At 67.6% G+C, this 19272-nt stretch carries 19 protein-coding genes and 1 riboswitch; of the genes, 7 read left to right on the top strand and 12 right to left on the bottom strand.

Going from position 1 to position 19272, the window contains the following annotated elements; genetic code table 11:
* Nucleotides 1-82 precede the first annotated feature (82 nt).
* Nucleotides 83-844, top strand: coding sequence for a glycoside hydrolase family 16 protein (locus LDO15_RS12920; protein WP_223979300.1), 762 nt, complete (start codon nt 83-85; stop codon nt 842-844).
* A gap of 45 nt (nt 845-889) precedes the next feature.
* Here LDO15_RS12920 and LDO15_RS12915 read toward each other — a convergent pair whose 3' ends face one another.
* Complete coding sequence (locus tag LDO15_RS12915; protein ID WP_223979299.1) at nt 890-1210, bottom strand: hypothetical protein; 321 nt, start codon at nt 1208-1210, stop codon at nt 890-892.
* Between the two features lie 322 nt (nt 1211-1532).
* Here LDO15_RS12915 and LDO15_RS12910 point away from each other — a divergent pair, with 322 nt between their 5' ends.
* Complete coding sequence (locus tag LDO15_RS12910) at nt 1533-2186, top strand: aspartate/glutamate racemase family protein (RefSeq protein WP_223979298.1); 654 nt, start codon at nt 1533-1535, stop codon at nt 2184-2186.
* Nucleotides 2187-2387: 201 nt separating this feature from the next.
* On the opposite strand, the gene LDO15_RS12905 is transcribed toward LDO15_RS12910, so the two are convergent.
* Both LDO15_RS12905 and LDO15_RS12900 read right to left on the bottom strand, forming a co-directional pair.
* A complete protein-coding gene (locus LDO15_RS12905; protein ID WP_223979297.1) occupies nt 2388-3497 on the bottom strand; it encodes a glycoside hydrolase family 16 protein in 1110 nt (369 codons plus the stop codon).
* 285 nt (nt 3498-3782) lie between these two features.
* Nucleotides 3783-4382, bottom strand: coding sequence for a DUF4430 domain-containing protein (locus LDO15_RS12900; RefSeq protein WP_223979296.1), 600 nt, complete (start codon nt 4380-4382; stop codon nt 3783-3785).
* Nucleotides 4383-4582: 200 nt separating this feature from the next.
* On the opposite strand from LDO15_RS12900, the gene LDO15_RS12895 reads away from it, so the two are divergent.
* Entirely contained in the window at nt 4583-5281 is a 699-nt protein-coding gene (locus LDO15_RS12895; protein WP_223979295.1) for a DNA alkylation repair protein, read from the top strand.
* Between the two features lie 36 nt (nt 5282-5317).
* Here the strand turns inward: LDO15_RS12895 and LDO15_RS12890 are convergent, their stop codons facing one another.
* Nucleotides 5318-6523 carry a cation:proton antiporter gene (locus LDO15_RS12890; protein ID WP_223979294.1) on the bottom strand — a complete coding sequence of 402 codons (1206 nt, stop codon included), beginning with the start codon at nt 6521-6523 and terminating at the stop codon, nt 5318-5320.
* Between the two features lie 155 nt (nt 6524-6678).
* Nucleotides 6679-6933, bottom strand: coding sequence for a hypothetical protein (locus LDO15_RS12885; RefSeq protein WP_223979293.1), 255 nt, complete (start codon nt 6931-6933; stop codon nt 6679-6681).
* 173 nt (nt 6934-7106) lie between these two features.
* A riboswitch (cyclic di-AMP (ydaO/yuaA leader) is annotated at nt 7107-7311 on the top strand.
* A gap of 4 nt (nt 7312-7315) precedes the next feature.
* On the opposite strand from LDO15_RS12885, the gene LDO15_RS12880 reads away from it, so the two are divergent.
* Nucleotides 7316-7987: a hypothetical protein gene (locus tag LDO15_RS12880; protein WP_223979291.1), complete on the top strand. Its 672-nt coding sequence runs from the start codon at nt 7316-7318 to the stop codon at nt 7985-7987.
* A gap of 180 nt (nt 7988-8167) precedes the next feature.
* Here LDO15_RS12880 and LDO15_RS12875 read toward each other — a convergent pair whose 3' ends face one another.
* The 5 genes from LDO15_RS12875 to LDO15_RS12855 form a co-directional block, all read right to left on the bottom strand.
* Nucleotides 8168-9172 (bottom strand): HAMP domain-containing sensor histidine kinase, encoded by a 1005-nt coding sequence (locus LDO15_RS12875; protein ID WP_223979289.1) that lies wholly within the window; start codon nt 9170-9172, stop codon nt 8168-8170.
* A complete protein-coding gene (locus LDO15_RS12870) occupies nt 9165-9839 on the bottom strand; it encodes a response regulator transcription factor (protein ID WP_223979287.1) in 675 nt (224 codons plus the stop codon). The genes LDO15_RS12875 and LDO15_RS12870 overlap by 8 nt, the downstream gene beginning before the upstream one ends.
* A 5-nt stretch (nt 9840-9844) precedes the next feature.
* On the bottom strand, nt 9845-10618 hold the full coding sequence (locus tag LDO15_RS12865; RefSeq protein WP_223979285.1) for a VTT domain-containing protein: 774 nt from the start codon (nt 10616-10618) through the stop codon (nt 9845-9847).
* Nucleotides 10619-10620: 2 nt separating this feature from the next.
* Entirely contained in the window at nt 10621-11421 is an 801-nt protein-coding gene (locus LDO15_RS12860; RefSeq protein ID WP_223979283.1) for a phosphatase PAP2 family protein, read from the bottom strand.
* Between the two features lie 136 nt (nt 11422-11557).
* Complete coding sequence (locus LDO15_RS12855) at nt 11558-12115, bottom strand: dihydrofolate reductase family protein (RefSeq protein ID WP_223979282.1); 558 nt, start codon at nt 12113-12115, stop codon at nt 11558-11560.
* Between the two features lie 307 nt (nt 12116-12422).
* Here LDO15_RS12855 and LDO15_RS12850 point away from each other — a divergent pair, with 307 nt between their 5' ends.
* The 3 genes from LDO15_RS12850 to LDO15_RS12840 all read left to right on the top strand — a co-directional run bounded on the left by LDO15_RS12850 (nt 12423) and on the right by LDO15_RS12840 (nt 15178).
* Nucleotides 12423-12620, top strand: coding sequence for a helix-turn-helix domain-containing protein (locus LDO15_RS12850; protein WP_223979281.1), 198 nt, complete (start codon nt 12423-12425; stop codon nt 12618-12620).
* 78 nt (nt 12621-12698) lie between these two features.
* Nucleotides 12699-13904, top strand: coding sequence for a HipA domain-containing protein (locus LDO15_RS12845; RefSeq protein WP_223987343.1), 1206 nt, complete (start codon nt 12699-12701; stop codon nt 13902-13904).
* Nucleotides 13905-14050: 146 nt separating this feature from the next.
* The gene (locus LDO15_RS12840) at nt 14051-15178 is read left to right on the top strand and encodes a serine hydrolase (protein WP_223979280.1); all 1128 of its coding nucleotides are present in this window, start codon (nt 14051-14053) and stop codon (nt 15176-15178) included.
* 1 nt (nt 15179) lies between these two features.
* On the opposite strand, the gene LDO15_RS12835 is transcribed toward LDO15_RS12840, so the two are convergent.
* Nucleotides 15180-16073 carry a hypothetical protein gene (locus LDO15_RS12835; protein ID WP_223979279.1) on the bottom strand — a complete coding sequence of 298 codons (894 nt, stop codon included), beginning with the start codon at nt 16071-16073 and terminating at the stop codon, nt 15180-15182.
* A 42-nt stretch (nt 16074-16115) separates the two neighbouring features.
* On the bottom strand, nt 16116-19271 hold the full coding sequence (locus LDO15_RS12830; protein ID WP_223979278.1) for an efflux RND transporter permease subunit: 3156 nt from the start codon (nt 19269-19271) through the stop codon (nt 16116-16118).
* Nucleotide 19272 lies beyond the last annotated feature (1 nt).

The following is a 19272-nucleotide window of genomic DNA, read 5'->3' as shown; positions in this document are numbered from 1 at the left end:
GCATCCGGACTGTTCTTCCGAGCGGAATTGAGCCTGCCGCGGCAGTTCCGCCTTCCAGGCATCACAGGCACCAGGAGGAGTGATGTTCGCAAAGCGGGCGGCTGCGGCCCTGACGGCGGCAGGCGCATTGGCTCTGGCCGGGTGCGGCTCCCCGGCTGCCCTGGACCGGCAGGCGGCCCTGACGGGCATATCCGACGGGACCCAGGCCGCCGTCGTCCGCGGCTGGGGGCCGGTGGTGGCGGGGGATGAGTTCAACTACTCAGGGCGGCCTGACCCCACAAAATGGAAGGTGTACGACGGTCCGGGGCATGGGGGCAAGGGGATCCGCAGCCCGAAGGCCTGGGCCGTGGGAGGCGGTGTAGCGACGGTCAGCGGCGACGCGGCGGGCACTACAGGCGGCATGTCCGCCAAGTTTGCCCAGCAGCGGTTCGGCCGCTGGGAAGCCAGGATGCGGACCAATGCGCGGGATACGCAATATCATCCCGTCGTAATGCTGTGGCCGAACAACAACAAATCTCCCACTTGCGCCGAAATCGACTATGCGGAAGGCACCGCTGACACCACCAAGATCAAGTTCAACCTGCACCACGCCTGCCGCGGCCCGAACTTCCAAACCCGGGCCGAACGGTCGATCGATACGACTCAATGGCACAACTACGCCGTGGAATGGACTCCCGCGGGGATCACCGGATACCTCGATGGGTCAGTATGGTTCAGCGACACGAACCCCGCACATCAGCCCACAGTGGGGATGCACCAATCGGTGCAACTGGACTGGTTCCCCAACGGGAACCCCACCAAACCCAGTCAAATGCAGGTCGACTGGATCCGCGTCTACAAGTGAGCGCCGTGGAACCGAGCGCGAGGGATTGAGCGCCTGAACCCTCGATCACTCTCCGGAGGCTACGTCCGGCCAGATCTGGAGTGCAGCGCCGGACGTTCCCTCAAAGGGCCCCGCCACAGCTTTCAACGCGGCGAGGTGCTCCGCCAGGGCCCGTTCCGGGTGCCCGGGATGCGCAGCAATTTGCCGGCGAAGCAGCTCACGCGCTTTGTCATGTTCCGGCGCGGTGTCGGCGAGGACCGCCTCGATGATTCTGGCGGCCTGATGTCGGATTCCTGCGGCATCGGCGGCATGCTCCGCGCCGGATGCCAAATCAACGGGTTCCTGTTCCTGCGGGCGTCCGGGAGTGGACGACGGCTCCACCGACATGGGCTATTCCTTTGATCATCGTTCCGGCTGAGCCCGGAACCGGTTTTCCGCCTTCCCCCCATCCCGGGTATGGACCCCGGATCTGAAGGCGGACCACCGTGCACACCATATAACGGCGCCCGGCGCCCAAACCCAACGGAGGCGAAGTTTTTGCCAAGGTGATGCACAAGTTACGGCGCGGGGCCCGGAGCGAGCCCGCATCCACCGTCGCCAGCCCATCCTTTTCCCTCCAGGGCCCGTATTGGTCATCTCCCCGAAAAGACATGGAAATACTCGCCGAGTAGCCTCGCACCATGGATTCCGTTCGGAAAGGTAATACATCATGCGTGTTGGACTGATCCGGGTGATGACGACGTCGGACCGCCGCCTGCTCAACGCCCACGGGAGGATCCTGCAGGAAGCCTTCGGATTTACCGTTACCTCCCGCTGCATCCCGGACCAGCCGTCCGGAGTCTATGACCAGGCGTCGCTTGCAGCCGCGGCACCCAAAGTTGCCCTGCTGGCGAGGGAAATGGCCGGCGACGCCGATGCCCTGATCATTAGTTGCGCGTCGGACCCCGGCCTGGCGGCAACCCGCGCGGCCGTGGATATCCCGGTCATCGGAGCTGGCTCCGCTGCCGCGGCAGCGGCACAGACTTTTGGCGGAAGGATTGGCGTGCTGGGACTCGGAGCCCATGTGCCGGGCCCTATCTCAGACGCATTGGGCGAACGCATGCTGCTCATCGACGGCGTGGGACACGTCGAGACACCCGACGCATTCCTGATGCCGACCGGGATCTTCGACACCCTCGCCGCGGCGCACATGCTCGTTGATGCCGGCGCCGACGTCATCGTCCAGGCCAGCACGGGCCTGAGCAGCATCGGCATGGCAGAGGTGCTCCGCCGCCGCCTTGGTATTCCGGTCATCGACGCGGTGACAGCAGCCGGCTCCATGCTCGTCTCGGCCGTGCTTGCCCGCGAACTGCAGGAGGTTTGAATTCCGGAGGTTTGAATTCCGGAGGTTTGAATTCGGGGGTTTGAATTCGGGGGTTTGAATGCGGGGGGTTTGAATTCGACGCCGGGGACATCCCGCCGGCGTCGGCCGGCCAACGACAAGGCACTCATCACCAAGGCAGCCCCGCGTCCCAAACGGGACGCGGGGCTGCCTTGGTGATGAGTTGGTCCTACGCAGGGACGCCTACTTGTAGACGCGGACCCAGTCGACCTGCATCTGTGAAGGTTTCGTGGCTGATCCGTCGGGGAACCAGTCCAACTGCAGCGTCTGGTGCATGCCGACGGAGGGAAGATGCGCCGGGTTTGTGTCGGAGAAGGTCTTCACGCCGTCGATGTATCCGGTGATGCCGGCCGGAGTCCACTCCACGGCGTAGTTGTGCCACTGCGTGGTGTCGATGGTCTTGGCCGCGGTGGTCTGGAAGTTCGATCCGCTGCAGGCATAGTGCAGGAAGAACTTGATTTGGGCCGTGTTGGTGCTGCCCTCGGCGTAGTCGATCTCGGCGCAGTTGGGCGAGGTGCTGTTGGGCCACAGGATCAGCACCGGGTGGTACTTCGGGTCCCGGGCGTTGGTCCGCATGCGCGTTTCCCACTTGCCGTATTTTTGTTGCGCAAATTTGGCCGACATGCCGCCCGTGGTGCCGGCCGAATCGCCGCTGACCGTGGCCACCCCGTTGGCAACGGCCCACGCCTGCGGGCTCCGCACGCCCTTGCCGGCATGCCCGGTTCCCTTGAAGACGCTCCACTTGGTGGAGTCCGGGGCGCCCGTGTTGGAGAACTCGTCACCTGCAACAACTGCACCCCAGCCCCGTGCCGTCGCGGCTTGCGAGCCGTCGCCGGTCGCTGCGACGGCTGCCTGGGCCGTAACGGGGGCGGCGGCCGGCGCGGCCGGCGTCGAACCCGTAGCGGCTGCCGCTTGTGCGCCACCGGCCCCCGCGGCGATCGGCGCGGCGCCGGGCGCGGCGGCAGGCGCTTCAGCCGCAGCGGCGGGAGCAGCGTCGGCCCCGGTCTCCCCGGCAGCGGCGGCTGCGGCAGCAGGCTTGGTGGCAGACGCAGCGGCCGCCGCCTTAGGTGCTGTGGCCGCCGAGGACGTGGAGGCCGCGGCGGGGCGCGAGGGCTCGCTGGCCGCTGAAGGAGCAGCGGTGCCCGCCGTGGGCGCCACGCTGCACCCGGTCAGGGACAGCGCGCCGACGGCCAGCGCAAGGACTATTTGATTGAAGTGCTTTGGCTTGAACTCTTCTGCCGTGAATTCTTCTTGCTTGAACTGTGCTTTTTTGAACGGTGTTTGCTTAAACAACGGACCCCTCCGGGCTTTGTGACTGGCGCACCTAATCGTCGCTGCGAGGGCGGCGGTGGGTGCGGGAAGCTTCATCCGGCCCCTGCCGCAAGGGCACGGGCGAGCAGACGCCGAACGGCGCAACCGGGCCCGGGTGAGGGCAGCCCGGGGGCCCTGCATTCGGGCCTGGCCTTCACGGCCAGGGCCCAACGTTACTCGATCGTTACCTTGGCCCGCAAACCTCCAGTCATGCGGCCGGCGGTTTGGCCGCGGGGATCCGGCGCGTACCCCGTGACCGCACCCATGTCATTCTCCGGGCGGGAAAGCGTAGGCGGCAGCAATCTGTGCCGGGGCAGCGCCGTAGGACAAGAGGATCTCGTCATGCGCTTTCAGCGGGAGGTCCCGGATGCCGGCGTCGTACTTCTGGCCGTTCACGTAGAGGGTCCAGCCGTCCAGCGGTCCCGCCCCCGTGCCCGGGGCGCCGCTGCCTCCGAGGACGCCCCATTCCGTCAGGAACTGCCCGAGGGTGAAGACCCGGCCCGCGGTGGGGGACTCGATGTGGACCACGCCCGTGGTGTCGTGGGTGTGCAGCGCTGAGATGCCGTTGGGCCTGTGGTCCGGTCCGGCGGTGATGCCGATATTGGCCGGCACCGCGACGGGCTTGCCGTCCTTCAGTACGTCCAGATGAGCGTGATAGTGGTCGACATTGCCCTCTGCTGTCAGCACCTCAAGGCCGGCCTGGGCGATCCGGCCGGGCGCCCCTGCGGTGTCCAAGGCAAAGTCGGCGGCCGCCGCCGGCGCCGGGGCCTGGGCCGACGGCGCGGTGGACGGCGCGGGGGCAGCGCACGCCGCCACCCCCAGCGTCACGGCGGAAAGTGCGACGGCGAGTGACAGCTTGGTGTGCATGGTTTCGTGAACCGCTTTCGATCGGAGACCTGACCTGATCAGTCTAGGCAGACCGACAGGCAGTCGGACAGGCAGCCGGACAGGCAGACGGGGACACAGGCGGGACAGACGGGCGAGTCAGAGGGACCCTTCGAAGGGGCCGCTCAGGACGGGTTGGTACCGCGTTTCCGCCGCGGGCAGTGAGGGGCAAGAATGGACCCGTGAGTGATGCTGGCGAATTCATTGACGCCGCGCTGCAGCAGGAGAGTTCCTGGAGCCGTGCGGACGAACTGCAGTCCCGGCTGGGAAAGGAACCCGGGGGCAGCGGGCTCCGGGTTTACGGCGCCTCCGTGGGTGCGGTGCGGGGAACCATCCGCAACGCCGGCCGCCGCTATCCCGGGCTGTCCCGTGATGAGATCACAGCGCTGAGCTCGGAACTGTGGGCGTTGCCGGTTTTCGAGCGGCGCCTGGCCGCGGTGGTGCTGCTGCAGACGAATGTGTTGCTGTTGACCAACTCCGACCTCACCCGGCTGGAGGGCTTCATCCGGGAGGCGAGGGTGCGGGACCTCGTGGACCCGCTCGCAGTCGACGTCGTCGGCCCCCTAGTGAACGGACTCGACGTACTGAGCCGGGTGCGGGCCGACAGCGTGCTGGACCGGTGGGTGCGTGAGCCTGACGCCTGGCTGCGCCGGGCCGCGCTGCTCTCGCCGCTGCTGGCGCTGCGCGCGGGCGCAGGGGACTGGGACAGATTCGTCCGCCACGCCGTTTCCGTGCTCGACGGGACCTCCGGGAGGTTCACTTCCGAGGCCGACGCCGACGCCCTCACCGACGGCGCGGTGGTCCGGGAGGCGGTTTCCCGGGTCCTGGCGGAGATGGCGAAGAAGAGGCCCGAGCTGCAGTTCACGTCCGCCCGAGGGTGACCGGTCCGCCCCGGCAGCGGCTGCCCGCGCCCTCGCTCAGCCTTGGGGATCGCCCGGGTCGCCTGGGCCGACAATGGTGCCGGCCCCGCCGGATTTTCCGCCGGAATTCGCGGGAAGCGCGAACGTCCTGGCCGCCCGTGAACCGGCAACAGCGCTCGCGGCGATGGTGACCAGTGCGCCCACCAGCAGCGCGGCGGCCTCGCCGGGGAGCAGCACCTGCAGCTGCGTCCCGATGCTCGCCGCCGCCACGGGCACGCCGAGCTGGGCCGCGGACAACACCCCGAGGGGCAGCGGGAGCCCGAGGAACACCAGGCCGGCGTGCGTCAGCAGCGTCCCGGCACCCAGGGCCAGGCCCAGACCAATCATGTCCGGATGCCCGGCCAGGTCCCTCAGCGTCAATGAGGCTCCCAGCCAGACGAAAAACACCGGCCCCAGGAAGCCGTCGCTAAGGGCGAACAGCTGCCGGGCCAGCCGCCGCGGTTCGCCGACGGCGGCCACCACCAGGCCGAAGGAAAAACCCGCCATCATCACCGACACGTTGCTGAAAGTCGCCACGCCGGCCATTGCAAACAGCGCCGCCAGTTGGAACCTCAGCTCGAGGGCGAACTTGCGGTTTTCCGAGAGACGGTGCACGCGCCCGCGGATGCCCTTGTCCTCCAGCCAGCGCAGCGCGACATAGAGCGCCACCGCACAGCCGGTCACGGTGAGTGCGCCGAGCGCCGCCCGGCCGGCGTGGGGCGGATCCACCAGGAGCGGCAGCGCCACAATGCAGGCGATGTCGGCGATTGCCACCTGCGCTGTCATGGCGACGACATCGGGTCCGCCCAGGCGCAGCGAATCGACGATTGGAAGGACCAGGGCAGCCGAAGAGGACGCCAGCAGCACGACGTAGAGCGGGGCATGACCAGTCCCGAAGAGCAGGCCGATGCCGGTGCCGACTGCCACCGCCGCCGCCGCCGCCGCCGTCGCCCGGCGGGCCCCCTTGCCGAGGGCGGAGCGGATCTGAGGATCCCTCACGGGAACGTGGGTTCCGGCCACAAACATCATCAGCGCGAACCCGATGTTGGCCAGCAGGCTAAACGTCGGATCGGAGGGGTCCACGAGGGCCAATCCCGACCGCCCGATCACGATGCCGGCGAGCAGTTCACCCAGCACCACAGGCAACCGCCAGCGCACCGGCAGTGCCAGCAGCGGGCCGGCCAGTGCGACGACGGCGATCAGCGCCAAGGACAGGAACGTCACGGCTCGCCGCTGCAGGCCGGCCGTTGGACTGTCGGGCAGGCAAGCGCGACCGGGATGGCGGTGATGCCGGCCGTCGGCTCCTTCATCATGGAATGAGATTAGTCCCCTCTGCGGTGCCGTGCGCCAACTGTGCCGTGCGTCTAAGGTGCCTGCGTCTAAGGTGCAGTCCGCCGCTCCACTACCGCATACGCCTTCCCGTCCAGGAAGGCCCAGTCATTGACCACCATGAACCCGAGCGCGTCCACCCGGTCGTTCAGGACGTGCTCGTCGAAGCCGCCGTCCCGCGGTTCAGCATCCCAGGTGGACACGTGGACGTCCCCGCCGTCCAGGATCAGCAGTTCGGTGTTGACGTCGAAATCCTCCTGGGGCTGGTTGCTCAACTGGCAGATGGCGACACAGTGGCTGTTCATTTCGGGCCTCCGCTTCGAAGGTGGTGCTGGTGGCATCATCCTATGTGCGAAAAGCCGTGGCGCCCTACGGGCATTTGCCGGCCGGCACCGTGGCCTCCGTTACCTTAATGTGACATTCGGGTGCGGTTCGCGCTACCGTGGACATGTGCCTGTTGTCTCCGATACGGGCGCTCCCCAGCCGATTGCCTAACTCTGCCGCGGCCCGGGGGTAACTCGCATCAACGACCGGCAGAGACGGGGAAACCACTTTTGGCCTGCTGATAGATGCAGGTCTTGGGGTGAAGCCGCACAGCGCCCGCAACGACGGGCCCTTGAGTGCGGCCGGGTGACTCCCATCCGAATCCGACAGCTCACCTCGCAGGCATTGGGAGAGGCTACATCCATGTCTTCAATCCGTACTTTTGCGCGCCATGCCACCGTCCTCGCCGCCGCATCCGGCCTGGTCCTCACCAGCGGAATGGCAGCCAACGCTGCCGCGGCACCTGCGAAGCGCGACTCCGCTCCGGCGTCCACTCTGGACGTCAAGGGACTCGTCAGCGCGCCGGTCAGCGCCGATTCAAGCGTCAAGATCAGCTTTGACCGCCCCGCGGTGGCCACGGTCGCCGCTCCCGTCATCGAACAGCCCAAGGCTATTGCCGCGGCTCCCGCAGTGGCTCCCGCAGCGCCTGCGGCGGCACCGAAGGCAACCGTGCAGGTGCAGGCTGCTCCGGCCGCCGCCCCGGCTGCGGCGCCCGCCGGTGGCCGGAACGCCATCATGCTCTCGGCCGCCTACAGCCAGCTGGGCATCACCCAGGACTGCACCGCCATGGTGGAAAAGGCCCTGGGCGCAGCGGGCAAGCCCGTCGGCGACATCGGCCCCCGCGCCTTCCTTGGCCTCGGAACCATTGTGGCGACCCCGCAGCCCGGCGACATGGTGGTCCAGTCCGGCCACGTCGGCATCTACGCCGGCAACGGCCAGGTAGTCAGCGGCGGCATGAACGGCGTCAACGCGACGATGGTCCACCCGCTGTCCTGGCTCACCGCCACCGGCGGCGTGACCTTCGTCCGGGCCTAAGCCCGCAGGGGCCAAACAGTCCCCCCGGGATTAGCCAGACCGGAAAGACCGGCGATCGAATTCCCTTGGGGGCAAGCGATCGCCGGTCTTTCCTATGTCCGATTACTATGGGTCAGGTTGGCCTGGGCTTATTGATCTGGGCATGATTGTCATGGTCCGCCCGGCGCGGGTCCGGACTTCTCACGGATTTCCGACGCCCGCCAGCGGGAGCGTCATCTTCATGACGGTTCCCCCAGGACCGGTCGAGGCCACCTCGACGGAACCGCCTGCAGCGACCGCGATCTCCCGGACCAGGGCCAGCCCGATGCCAAAGCTCCGCTGTCCCTGTGATCCGCCGGTAGCGGAGGCCCGCACGAAGCGATCAAAAATCCGGGCCTGATCCACACCCGTGATGCCGGTCCCCGTGTCCGCCACGGTGATGACCGCGCGGTGCTGCTCGATCGACGTCGTGATGCTGACGCGGCCGCCCGGAGGGGTGTGGGCGAGGGCGTTGTCAGCCAGGGCCAGTACCGCACGGCGCAGAGCGTTCGCGTCGATCCGGGCCAGCGGCCGGGCCTCGGCGGAGAAATCCAGGCGCACGTCCCGCTGGCCGGCCACCGGCTGAAGGCTCCCGGCGACGCCGGCGGCGGCGCCGGCCAGATCGGCGGGCGGCGCCGAGCGGTCCGGGGCGTCCGTGGTTGCCGCGAGGAGCAGTTCGTTGACAATTCCGGTCAGCGTGGCGGCGTCCTCACGGATCCGGGCCAGGTCCTGGCCCTGCCTGGATTCGGGTTCGGTGTTGCGCTGGGCGAGCTGGATCCGGGTGTCCAGGATGGTCAAAGGCGTGCGCAGTTCGTGGCTGGCGTCCTGGACGAAGCGCCGCTGCCGGGCCAAGGCGTCGCCGAGGGGCCGGATGGCGCTGCGCGCGCTGAGCCACCCGACGAAGCCCGCCAGCACGATTCCCGCCACGCCGGCGATGACCATGGCTTCGAGCACATCCTTGGAATCCAGGTAGGCGTAGGCCGTCCCGGCCGCCGGGCCCGGCACTTCCGGATGTGCGAGCTGATTCATGAGATAAAGGGCCGTGGCGGCGAGGAGCCCGAGAACCATGACCGCGCACGCGGCGCTGATCCGCAGGGCGACCTTGAGCGAGGCCTTGCGCAGCGTGGAGCGGTCCGGATTTTCGCCGTCGGTCCCTGCATTACTCACTGGCGTCGCCGATCTGGTAGCCGACGCCGTGAACGGTGCGGATGACGGCCTTGGCGACCTTCCGGCGAAGGTGGTGAACGTAGGTATCGATCATGCCGGGCTGGTCGGAAGCGTGGAAGTACGCCGCGAGGAGTTCGTCCCGGGTGAAAACCCGGTCAGGTTCCGCGGCAAGGGCCGCCAGGAGCTGGGCTTCTTTCGCTGTCAGTGACACCGCATGCCCATAGACAGACCGGACGGTGCGTTGCGCCGGGTCGAGTTCCCAGTCTCCGATCGTCAACGGTGCCGCGGCCGGAGCAAAGGTGCGCGTCAGGGCACGCAGGCGTGCTGCCAGCTCGGCGGCGTCGAACGGCTTGGTCACGTAATCGTTGGCGCCGGCGTCGAGTCCCCGGACTTTCTCGCCGGCATCGCCCAGGGCGGTCAGGATCAGGATGGGCGTGGCGATGCCTTTGGACCGCAACGCCGCGATGAGGGCGATGCCGTCCATTACGGGGAGCCCGCGGTCAATCACCATCACGTCCCAGGCCTGGGTCAGCCCCAGGTGCAGGCCGTCACGGCCGTCGGTCACCAGCCGGACCTGGTAATCCGGCTCCAGGAGCTCGGCGATGAGTGGCCCCAGGACACCGTCGTCCTCGACCAGCAGCAGGGACGGGCGGTCAGCGGTTGTCATGGCACCTATTCTTCCGCGGCCATTTCCCGGGTCCGCAGTCCGTCCCCAGTTCCCGCAGCCGTGTCGCCGTCCCCGGTTCCCGCAGCCGTGTTGCCGTCCCCGGTTCCCGCAGCCGTGTTGCCGGTGTCCGTGCGTCGGTGGGTGCGGCGGCGCAGGAGCTGCACGGCCCCCGGCACGACCGAGACGAGGACCAAGGCGACGGCAATGGCGTCGATGTTCTTGGCGATGATGTCAAAGTGTCCCAGCCAGGTGCCCAGAAGCGTGACGGAGGCTGACCAGGCCACCGCGCCGGTGACGTTCCAGAGGGTGAAGTACTTGTATTCATAGCGCGCAATCCCGGCGCTGAGCGGGGCAAACGTCCTGACCATCGGCACGAAGCGGGCCAGCACGACGGCGGCGCCGCCGTGCCGCCGGAAGAAGTCTTCCGTCGTGGTCAGGTGTGCCGTCTTCAGGATCCGGGCATCGTCCTTGAACCATCGCCGGCCGAAGGTGCGCCCCAGCATGTAGCCGACCTGGTCGCCGGCGATGGCAGCCGCGGTGACGACGCCGATCAGCACCGGCAGTGTCAGCTGCAGCTGCTGGTGCAGGAGTCCCGCGGTGAACAGCAGCGAGTCGCCGGGCAGGAAAGGGAAGAGCACGCCGGACTCGATGAAGACCATGAGCGCAATGACGCCCAAGGCGCCCGGGCCCAGGCCGGCGAGCAGGCTTGCCGGGTCCAGCAGCGACGGCGTTCCGGCCTGTGCGGCGGGAAGGAGGGTCGAAATGTCCAGGATGTGCATACTCATTTCCTCTCGGGGGCCGGCGGCCGGGTGACGGCGAGGGCCGGAAGCCGGTGCGCCAGCCGCGGAGCGGCCAGATTCCACAGCCCGGCAAGCAGTACCACCGCTGCGCTCGCGGCGAGGAACGACGCCACGACGTCGGTGGGGTAGTGGACGCCGATATACAGCCGGGACCAGGCCACGACCAGCGCCATCGCTGCCGCTCCCACGGCCGTGACCCGGGCCAGGCGGGTTCCGCGGGCCAGGAAGTACAGCGCGAAACCCAGGGCCACGGCAAAGGACACGTGGCCGCTCGGGAAACTGTTGGAGCCGGTTTCCGGCGACAGGGGATCGAACAGCATGGCGGGGTTGGGCCGCTGGCGGGCGACGATGAGCTTGAAGAACTCGCTGGCCACCCAGCCTGAGGATGCCACAACGCCGAAGGCCACCGCCTTGACCAGGCCGCCGCGGAACAGCCAGATGTAGAGGGCGGCGGCGCCGATCAGTCCGACGCCGGCCACCGGTCCAAACACCACGTTCAGCAGCATCGCGACGGCGGTCAAGGCCGCGGCGTGATGCTGGCTGAGGTCCTGGTCGACGCCGAGTTCGGCGGCGCTAAAGCCCGGCACCAGCTGCGCCGCGAGGCCGAGTGCCAGGACGGCAACGGACAGCAGGACGCCCAGCGGCATCCAGTGACGGACCTGGGGGAGGACCCATGGTGGCGGCGCCACGGCGGGACTTACGGCATCGGGGGGCACGGCGGTGGGTCGCACCGCGGTGCGGTTGAGTGCTGTATCGCGTTCAACGGGGGCGGGTCCAGTCATGGGATCCTCCGGCTCGGGACAAGGGCGCCCGGAAGGGCACCGGTCACCACTCTTCCGCCGTGCCATTAAGAAACGCTTAAGAAGTGCTGCGGGGCGTGCCGCCGAGCATTCCCGCCACGACGAGCTGCGGGGCCCTCTACGCGGCGTAGCGCAGCAGTGCCACCCCGTTGCCAAAGGCGTGCGTTTCCAAGAGCCGGAGCTGGGCCCGGCTGTCCGCATCCTTGAACATGGGGCGGCCCCGTCCAATCAGTACGGGGTGGACGTACACCCAGTATTCGTCGATCAGCCCGAGCCGACGGAAAGTATCTGCGAGTTCAGCCCCGCCGAGGGCCATGTCCCCGCCCGGCTGCGACTTCAGGGCCAGGACATCCGCCGCCACGACCTCCCGGACCACAGTGGCGTTCGGGCCGGCGGCCGTCAGGGTCCGGGAGTAGACGATCTTGGGCATGTCCCGCCAGATGTGGGCGAACTCGGCCATCGGGGGACTGACGTCGGGGTCCATGTCCGCGGTCGGCCAGTAGTCTTCCATCAGCTCGTAGGTGACGCGGCCTTCCAGGAAGGCACCCATGGGGGCGAGCTTTTCGTTCATGTGGCGGTGCAACTCCTCGTCCACCATGTGCCAGCTGATGTCGCGGTCCAGTCCCTCGAAGAATCCATCGAGGGACACCTGCATGGCCAGGATGATTTTTCGCATCGCCGCTCCTCTCCCTTTCCCCAGAGTACGCCGCGGCGAGATCCTGCCGCTTTGGGCGTCAAAAGAGGTCGAGGGTACGTTCCCAAGTGCATTTCGGCAGGATCTTGCCGAAACCGATGCAATACGGCAGGATTGGAGCCAGCAAGCGGCCAACCGGCAGCATCCTGCCGACTGGCGGGCGGGAGTGATGCCCCAAGCGGTTATGCGCGGAGTGACGCGCGGGACAGTTATGACACGCGGGGCACTTATACAGGGAACGGGCTGATACGGGATTGAGGTGCGGGGAGTGGGGGGAGTAGGCGCGGGAGTGAGTGATGCCCTCTCTGTGGCGGCGGGCATCCGGAGCGCCCGCAAGGATGCCGGTATCACCCAAGAGGACCTCGCCCACCTGGCCGGAACATCGGTGCGCACCGTCCGGACCATCGAGACGGGCACCGGGAACCCCTCGCTGCAGGCCGTCATCGCGGTCAGCAATGTCCTTGGCCTGCACCTGACGGTGCGGTGATGATGCCGTGATGCGGTGCCGAGATGCCGTGCAGTGGTGGCTGTGGAGTGAAGGCAGTGCAGTAATGGCGGTGCAGTGATGGCAGTGCTGGCGCCGGGGGACCTGCAGGACCTGAAATTTGTCCGGTCCGCGGACGTGTACAAGAACGGGGCGTTGGCCGGCCGCCTGAACCGGACCGGCTCCGGCGGGGTGAGCTTCGCCTACCTCAACGCCTATGTCTCCTCCGGCCTGCCCGCCGTGGCCGTCTCCCTCCCGCTGTCCGCCCCGGCCGTGGAGACCCCGGCCGGGGCCCTACCGGCGTTCTTCGCGGGACTCCTGCCGGAAGGGCACCGCCTCACGGTGCTAAAGAATGCGACCAAGACGAGCTTCGACGACGAACTGACCCTCCTGCTGGCCGTGGGCGCGGACGTGCCCGGGGACGTCCAGGTGGTTCCCGCGGGCGTCCCGCCGGTCGAACCGCCAAGCCTGGCCGACACGTCCCGACCGGAAGAACTCGACTTTTCCCTGCTGGCCAACACCGTGGATCTCCACGGCCTGCCGGGAGTCCAGCGCAAGACCAGCGCCTCCATGCTGACGACGCCGCTGGCCCTGCGCGGGCACCGCTATCTGCTCAAGCTGGACCCGCCGGAGCATCCGCATCTGGTGGTCAATGAGGCCGCGCACTTGCGGGCGGCGAAATCGCTGAAGATTCCGGTGGCCAAGAGCCGGATCATCGCGGACCGGAACGGACTTCCCGGGCTCCTGGTGGAAAGGTTCGACCGGGTCAAGGATCCGGCAGGTGTGTGGGTCCGGCTTCCGCTGGAGGACGGCACCCAGGTGCTGGGACTGCCGCCGGCGGCTAAGTACGGCGTCAGCTCGGAGCAGGTTGCCTCGGCCCTCGCCGGGACCTGCAAGGCGCCGGTGGTGGCGAGCCGGAACCTGTACCTGCAGTTTGTTTTTGCGTGGCTGACGGGTAACGGGGATCTTCACGCCAAGAACCTGGCCGTCCTCGGCGGCGGCCCTGACCGGACGATTGCCCCGGTCTTCGATGTCCCGTGCACTCTCCTGTACGGCGACGAGACCCTCGCGCTGCCGGTCGCGGGGAAGACCAGGAACCTCAGGGCCAGGCACTGGGCCGAGTTCGCCGACGCACTGGGCCTCCCGCCGAGGGCGGCGGCCTCGGCCAATGGAACCGCCCTCGCGGCGGCCGGCACCATCAGGCTTGAAGACCTGCCCTTCACCGGGTCGCCGCTGCGCGGCGCGCAGCGGGAACTGGGATTCCGGCGCCGGGAACTGACCGGCTGACCAGAGCTATTCCCAAGAGCCGGCTCTTGCGCGGGGAACCGCGAAGGTGAAGAATGCAGGGACTTCAACGCCCCACCGCGGGCAGTCACCTTCGGGGGAAGTATGATGCCTGCGAACCTTTTCGAACAGCAGCCCGGGCGGTCCGGATGACTGAGCCGGCACGCCACTACGGGGCCGGCGCCCACCGGGCAGACGCCGGATCAAGGCCCGGGCCGGGGCTCCCCTGGCAATTGCGGCGGATCCGGCCGCACTTCCTGACTGCGGCCGCCGTCGCGGGTGCCCTGGTAGTTGCCGGTGGCGTCTACGCCACCGTCCAGACAGGGATACCGGGTGAACCGCCGGCCGCCGCAGCGGCGACACCGTCGGGCACCGCCGTCGCGTCACCGCTGTCCGCAGCCCGGACATCACCGACGGTCACCGACGCCGGCGGGACAGCTTCGCCGGCGGCCACTGATCTGCCGGCGGCTGCGGCCGCGTCACCCAGTGCGGCTCCCGCGATTCCAGCCCCCGCTGCCCCGGCTCCCACAGTCCCGGCGGCGGCCGGCAAACCCGATGAAGTGCCCGCCGCCGCAGTTGCGGCCCGGGCCATCGGCCCCGAACTGGACGGCCAGATCAGGGCGATCATCGCGGCCAACAGGGCCTACGCGCTGGGGGTGTCGTTGATCGATCTTTCGGACGGGGTGGTCCACGGCTACGGGGTCCAGGGCAAGTTTGTGGCCGCCAGCACGGCCAAGATCCTCGCCGCGTCGGCTTACTACCACCTCGTGGAGACCGGCCGGGCCTCGCTGACTGCCCCGATGGGCGTCTCGACGGCCGGGGCCCAGATCCGCCAGATGGTCCAGCAAAGCAACAACGATTCATGGGCGCTGATCCTGGCGGCGGTCGGCCAGCGGGGTATCACCGACTACGCCGCGTCGATCGGGATCACGTACGACCGGACGGTGAACCTGCTGACCCCGGCGGAAATGGCCCGGACCCTCCAGCTTCTCTATACCGGACAACTGCTCAATGCGCGCAACACCGCCCAGCTGTTGTCCTACATGCAGCACACGAACTACGAGACGCTCATCCCTCCGGCGGTTCCGCCCGGAATAGGGGTCTTCCACAAATACGGGCTGCTGTACGGCAACCTGCACGATGCCAGTGTCCTGGTCAAGGACGGCAGAGCCTTCGTGTTCGTCGTTTACACCCGCGGCCTGAACTATTCGGACATGGGCCCGCGGACCCGGATCATCCAGCAGCTCACCCGGACCGTGACCGCCGCCCTGTTCTAGGTCAGCACCCGGCACGGGCCCGTTCGGTGGTGCCGTAGACGTCCGGGCTGACGGTATAGCCGTGCCGGTCCTGGGCCAGCGCATGCCTGTCGACGGCGGCCAAGGCATCGGCATCGAGCGTCGTCGTCGCGTCGAGTTTCAGGAACTCCTGGCTGTCGCCGCTGGAGGCCGTAACTTTGAAGCTGCCCACTCCGGCGCGGTAGTACTTCTGCTGGTGGCCGGCTGCCGACCCTTCGAGCGGGTTGAACTCATCAACCTTCAGAACAGTGGCGGTTCTGCTGACCACCTGGCCGCAGTCCAGGAAGTCAATCGACGGTGCCGACGCCTGCGTATACGGGCCAGAGCCCTCCGACGGATGGGCCAGCATGGCGACGCCTGCCCGGGCCTTGTCCACCCCCGTGATGAACGTGTTCGGTGCGCCGGTGAACTTTCCGGCGTCGAATTCCTCCGGGTACTCTCCCAGGAGCCAGACCGCACCCTTCCGGGTCTGCGCAAAGAACGCCAGTTCGGATTCCTCCAGGACGCCGTCGGAGTAGTCGCGGTCCCACAGGACAACCGTGCGAACGCCGTCGATCTCCTTGGTCAGGCCCGTCACGATCGACACGACGCGGTGGGTGTGGACCTCCGGCGGGCTCGTGGTGAGGTCCTTGACGGTGCCGCTGAACTCGGAGCGCGTCCCGGGTTTCATGGGGAGCCAGGTGTTGTCCACCCGTGGCTCCTGCGGGAAATTCCCCGCCTTGAAGTCCGGAAGAGAGCCCGGGCCGCAGTCCGTCGGGGTGGCAGACGTGGCGCTGACGGCGGCGTGGCCGGTGCCGGCTTCCGCCGGGCTGACGGTGAAGAGCGCGAGCGGCAGTGCCACAAGGCAACTGGCTACGGCAATGTTTTTGCGAAACATCGGGCTTCCTTTGCGGGGTTCAAGCGCGGCCTGTGGCCGCGGTCAGGCGGTCACCGGCCCGGCGGCCGCGCGTTCCTTCTCAAGTGTCTTCTTGGATTTGGCGAACCGGAGATAGAGCGAGGGAACGATGAAGAGATTGAGCAGGGTGGAGGTGACCAGGCCGCCCAGGATGACGACGGCCATGGGGTGCTCAATTTCGTGGCCCGGAATATTGCCCATGACCACCAGCGGCACCAGGGCCAATGCGGTGGCCAGGGTCGTCATGAGAATCGGCGACAGCCGCTCCGCCGCCCCGCGCAGCACGAGGGTGCGGCCAAACGCCTCGCCTTCATAGGTTTCCAGATGCTGGCAGTGGTTGATCAGCAGGATGCCGTTGCGCGCCGCGATCCCCATCACCGTGAGGAATCCGACGAGGGATCCAAGGGACAGGACTCCGCCGGTCAGGTACGCGGCGATGACCCCGCCTACCAAGGCTACGGGCAGCGTGAGCAGCGACAGCACTGCCAGCCGCCAGCTCCGGAAAGACGCCTGCAGCAGCAGGAGGATCACAGCCAGTGCAGCCAGGGAGTAGATCATCAGGCGGTTCGCCGCTGCCTCACGTTCGGTGTACTCGCCGAGCAGCTGCACGCTGTAGCCGGTCGGTAGATCCAGTTTCTCCAGCCGCGACTTCAGCTCGCTGACCACGGTTCCCAGGTCTGCTCCCTGGGCCAGGAAGGCACCCGTTTCCACCCGGCGGGACCCGTTGGTGCGGTCGATCTGGTTTGGCGTCGGCTGCAGGCTCACGGTCGCGACGTCGGCAAGGCGGACCCGCTGTCCGCTCGGCGTGTCGATGGGCAGGTCCTCGATGCTGGTGACACTGGAGCGGGTCGCCGGGGTGCTCCAGACCTGGACGTCGTAGGCACGGCCGTCCCGGAAGACGTCCCCGACCTCCTCACCGGCCACGAGGGTGGCGGCCGCGCGCCGGACGTCACCGGGCTTAAGCCCGAACTTTTGTGCCGCGGCAAGGTTCACCGTGACGGCGATCTGGGGGACCTCCACCTCGAGGGACACGTGCGCGTTCTCGGTGCCCTCGATCTGGTCCATGATTGCCTTGACCCGCTGTGCCTCCTCCCGGAGTACGTTGAGGTCATCTCCGTAGACCCGGACCAGGATCGGCTCGCTGGCACCGGTGATGACTTCTTCAATCCGCTCCTTCAGGTAGGTCTGGACGTCACGGTGCAGTCCCGGGTAGCCGGCAACCACTTCCTCGACGGCGGCCACCGTCTTGTCGTAGTCGGCGTGCCTGTCGATGCTGATCCAGTGCTCGCCGGCGTTGACCCCGACGATCTCGTCCGCGGCGAAGGCCTGCCCGATGTGCGTGCCGCAGTTCAGGACGCCCGGAACCTTGAGGAACTCCTCACAGCCGCGCTGGGCGATCCTGTACTCCTCCGCGGCAGAGGTTCCCGGTTCCGAGATCCAGTGCATCAGGAAGTCTCTTTCCTTGAACGTGGGGAACAGGGACGAGCCCATCAGGGGAGCAATGACCAGGCCCACCGTCGCCAGCACGCCAAAGCCCACGTAGCCGTACCGGGGCCGGTTCATGGCCTTGGACAGGGCCGTGTGGTAGCCGCGTTTGAGCACGCGGACCAGCGGCGGGTCGCGTTCTTCCAGTTTGGCGTTGCCCAGCAGGATCAGGGCCAGGGCCGGCGTGACGGTCAGCGCCACGAGCATGGAGGCAAGGACCGCAAGGGTGTAGGCGACGGCCAGCGGCCGGAAGAAGACGCCGGTCAGCCCGTCGAGGAAGAAGATCGGCACGGCGGCGACCACGATGATCAAGGTGGCGTAGACGATCGGACTCCGCATCTCCAGGGAGGCTTTCAGGACCACCGAGGACGCCGATTCATCACTGCCGGAGCCATTAATGCCCTGGGCCCGGCGCTGCCGGAGCCGGCGCATGATGTTCTCGACGTCGATGATCGCGTCATCCACCACGACGCCCACGGCGATGACCAGCCCCGCGAGGACCATTGTGTTGATCGCGCTGGACGTGAAATAGAGCACCAGTGCGGCGGTGAGCAGGGACAACGGGATGGCGATGATGCTGATCAGGGCCGTGCGCCATTGGAAGAGGAAGGCGATGAGGATCATGACGACAAGCAGGCAGCCCAGCAGCAGCGCGACGCTGAGGTTGGAGATCGCCTCCTCAACGAAGCTGGCGGGGCGGAAGATTGTGGTGTCGAAGTGGATGCCGCTCAGGCCCGGCTGCAGCTCGTGCAGGGCCTCCTCAACTCCCCGGGTCACGTCCAGGGTGTTACCCCATGGCAGCTTTTCGACGATCAGCATGAGTCCGTGTCCGTTGTTGATCACGGCATCACCAATGAGCGGCTGATGGTCCTCCACAACCTGGGCCACATCTCCCAGATGCAGAGCCACGCCGTCCTTTTCCCGGATGGTCACCTGGGCCAGGTCAGCGGGAGTCTGGATCGGCTGGACGTGGCGGACGCCCATGCGCTGGGACGGGCTGTCGATGAAGCCGCCCGTGCCGATGAACCGTCCGGGTGAGTATTTCAGCAGCCCGGCGTCGAGGGCGCCGGCGGTGACTTCCATGACCTGGTTGAGGGAGACGTTCTGGGCCTTGAGCTTGTCCGGCTCGACCTGGACCTGCAGCATCTGGAGCCGCTCGCCCCAAATGGCGACGTTGGCCACCCCGGGGACCCTTAGCAGCCGGGCCCGGATGGTCCAGTAGGACAGCATGGACATCTCGATGAGCGAGTGTTCCGAGGATGTCATCCCGATCTTCATCACGCGGCTGGTCGCGGACAGCGGCTGGAGCATCACCGGCGGGGCCGCCCAGGTGGGCAGCGCCGCGGTCACCGAGGCCATCCGCTCCGATACAAGCTGGCGGGCGTTGAGCAGGTCCGTGCCCTGATGGAACAGCAGCACGATCGATGACAGTTGCGGCACGGACTTTGACCGGATCTCATCCAGACCCGGCATGCCGGACACGGCGGCCTCGATCGGCACACTGACGAGTTCCTCGACCTCCTGGGCGGTCAGTCCCAGGCACGCGGTCTGGATTTCCACGCGGGGCGGCGCGAACTCGGGGAAGACATCCACGGACGCGGCACTCAACTGCAGGGAACCGAGCAGCATCACGGCGCATGCGAGGGCGACGACGACCGTCCTGAAACGGAGGCTGATCCCGATGAGCCAGCGCATG

Source organism: Arthrobacter sp. NicSoilB8 (genome assembly GCF_019977355.1).
In the GTDB taxonomy this organism is placed as follows: Bacteria; Actinomycetota; Actinomycetes; order Actinomycetales; family Micrococcaceae; genus Arthrobacter.
The sequence above is the reverse complement of the archived record's forward strand: the minus strand, read 5'-3'. Positions and strand labels throughout refer to the sequence as shown.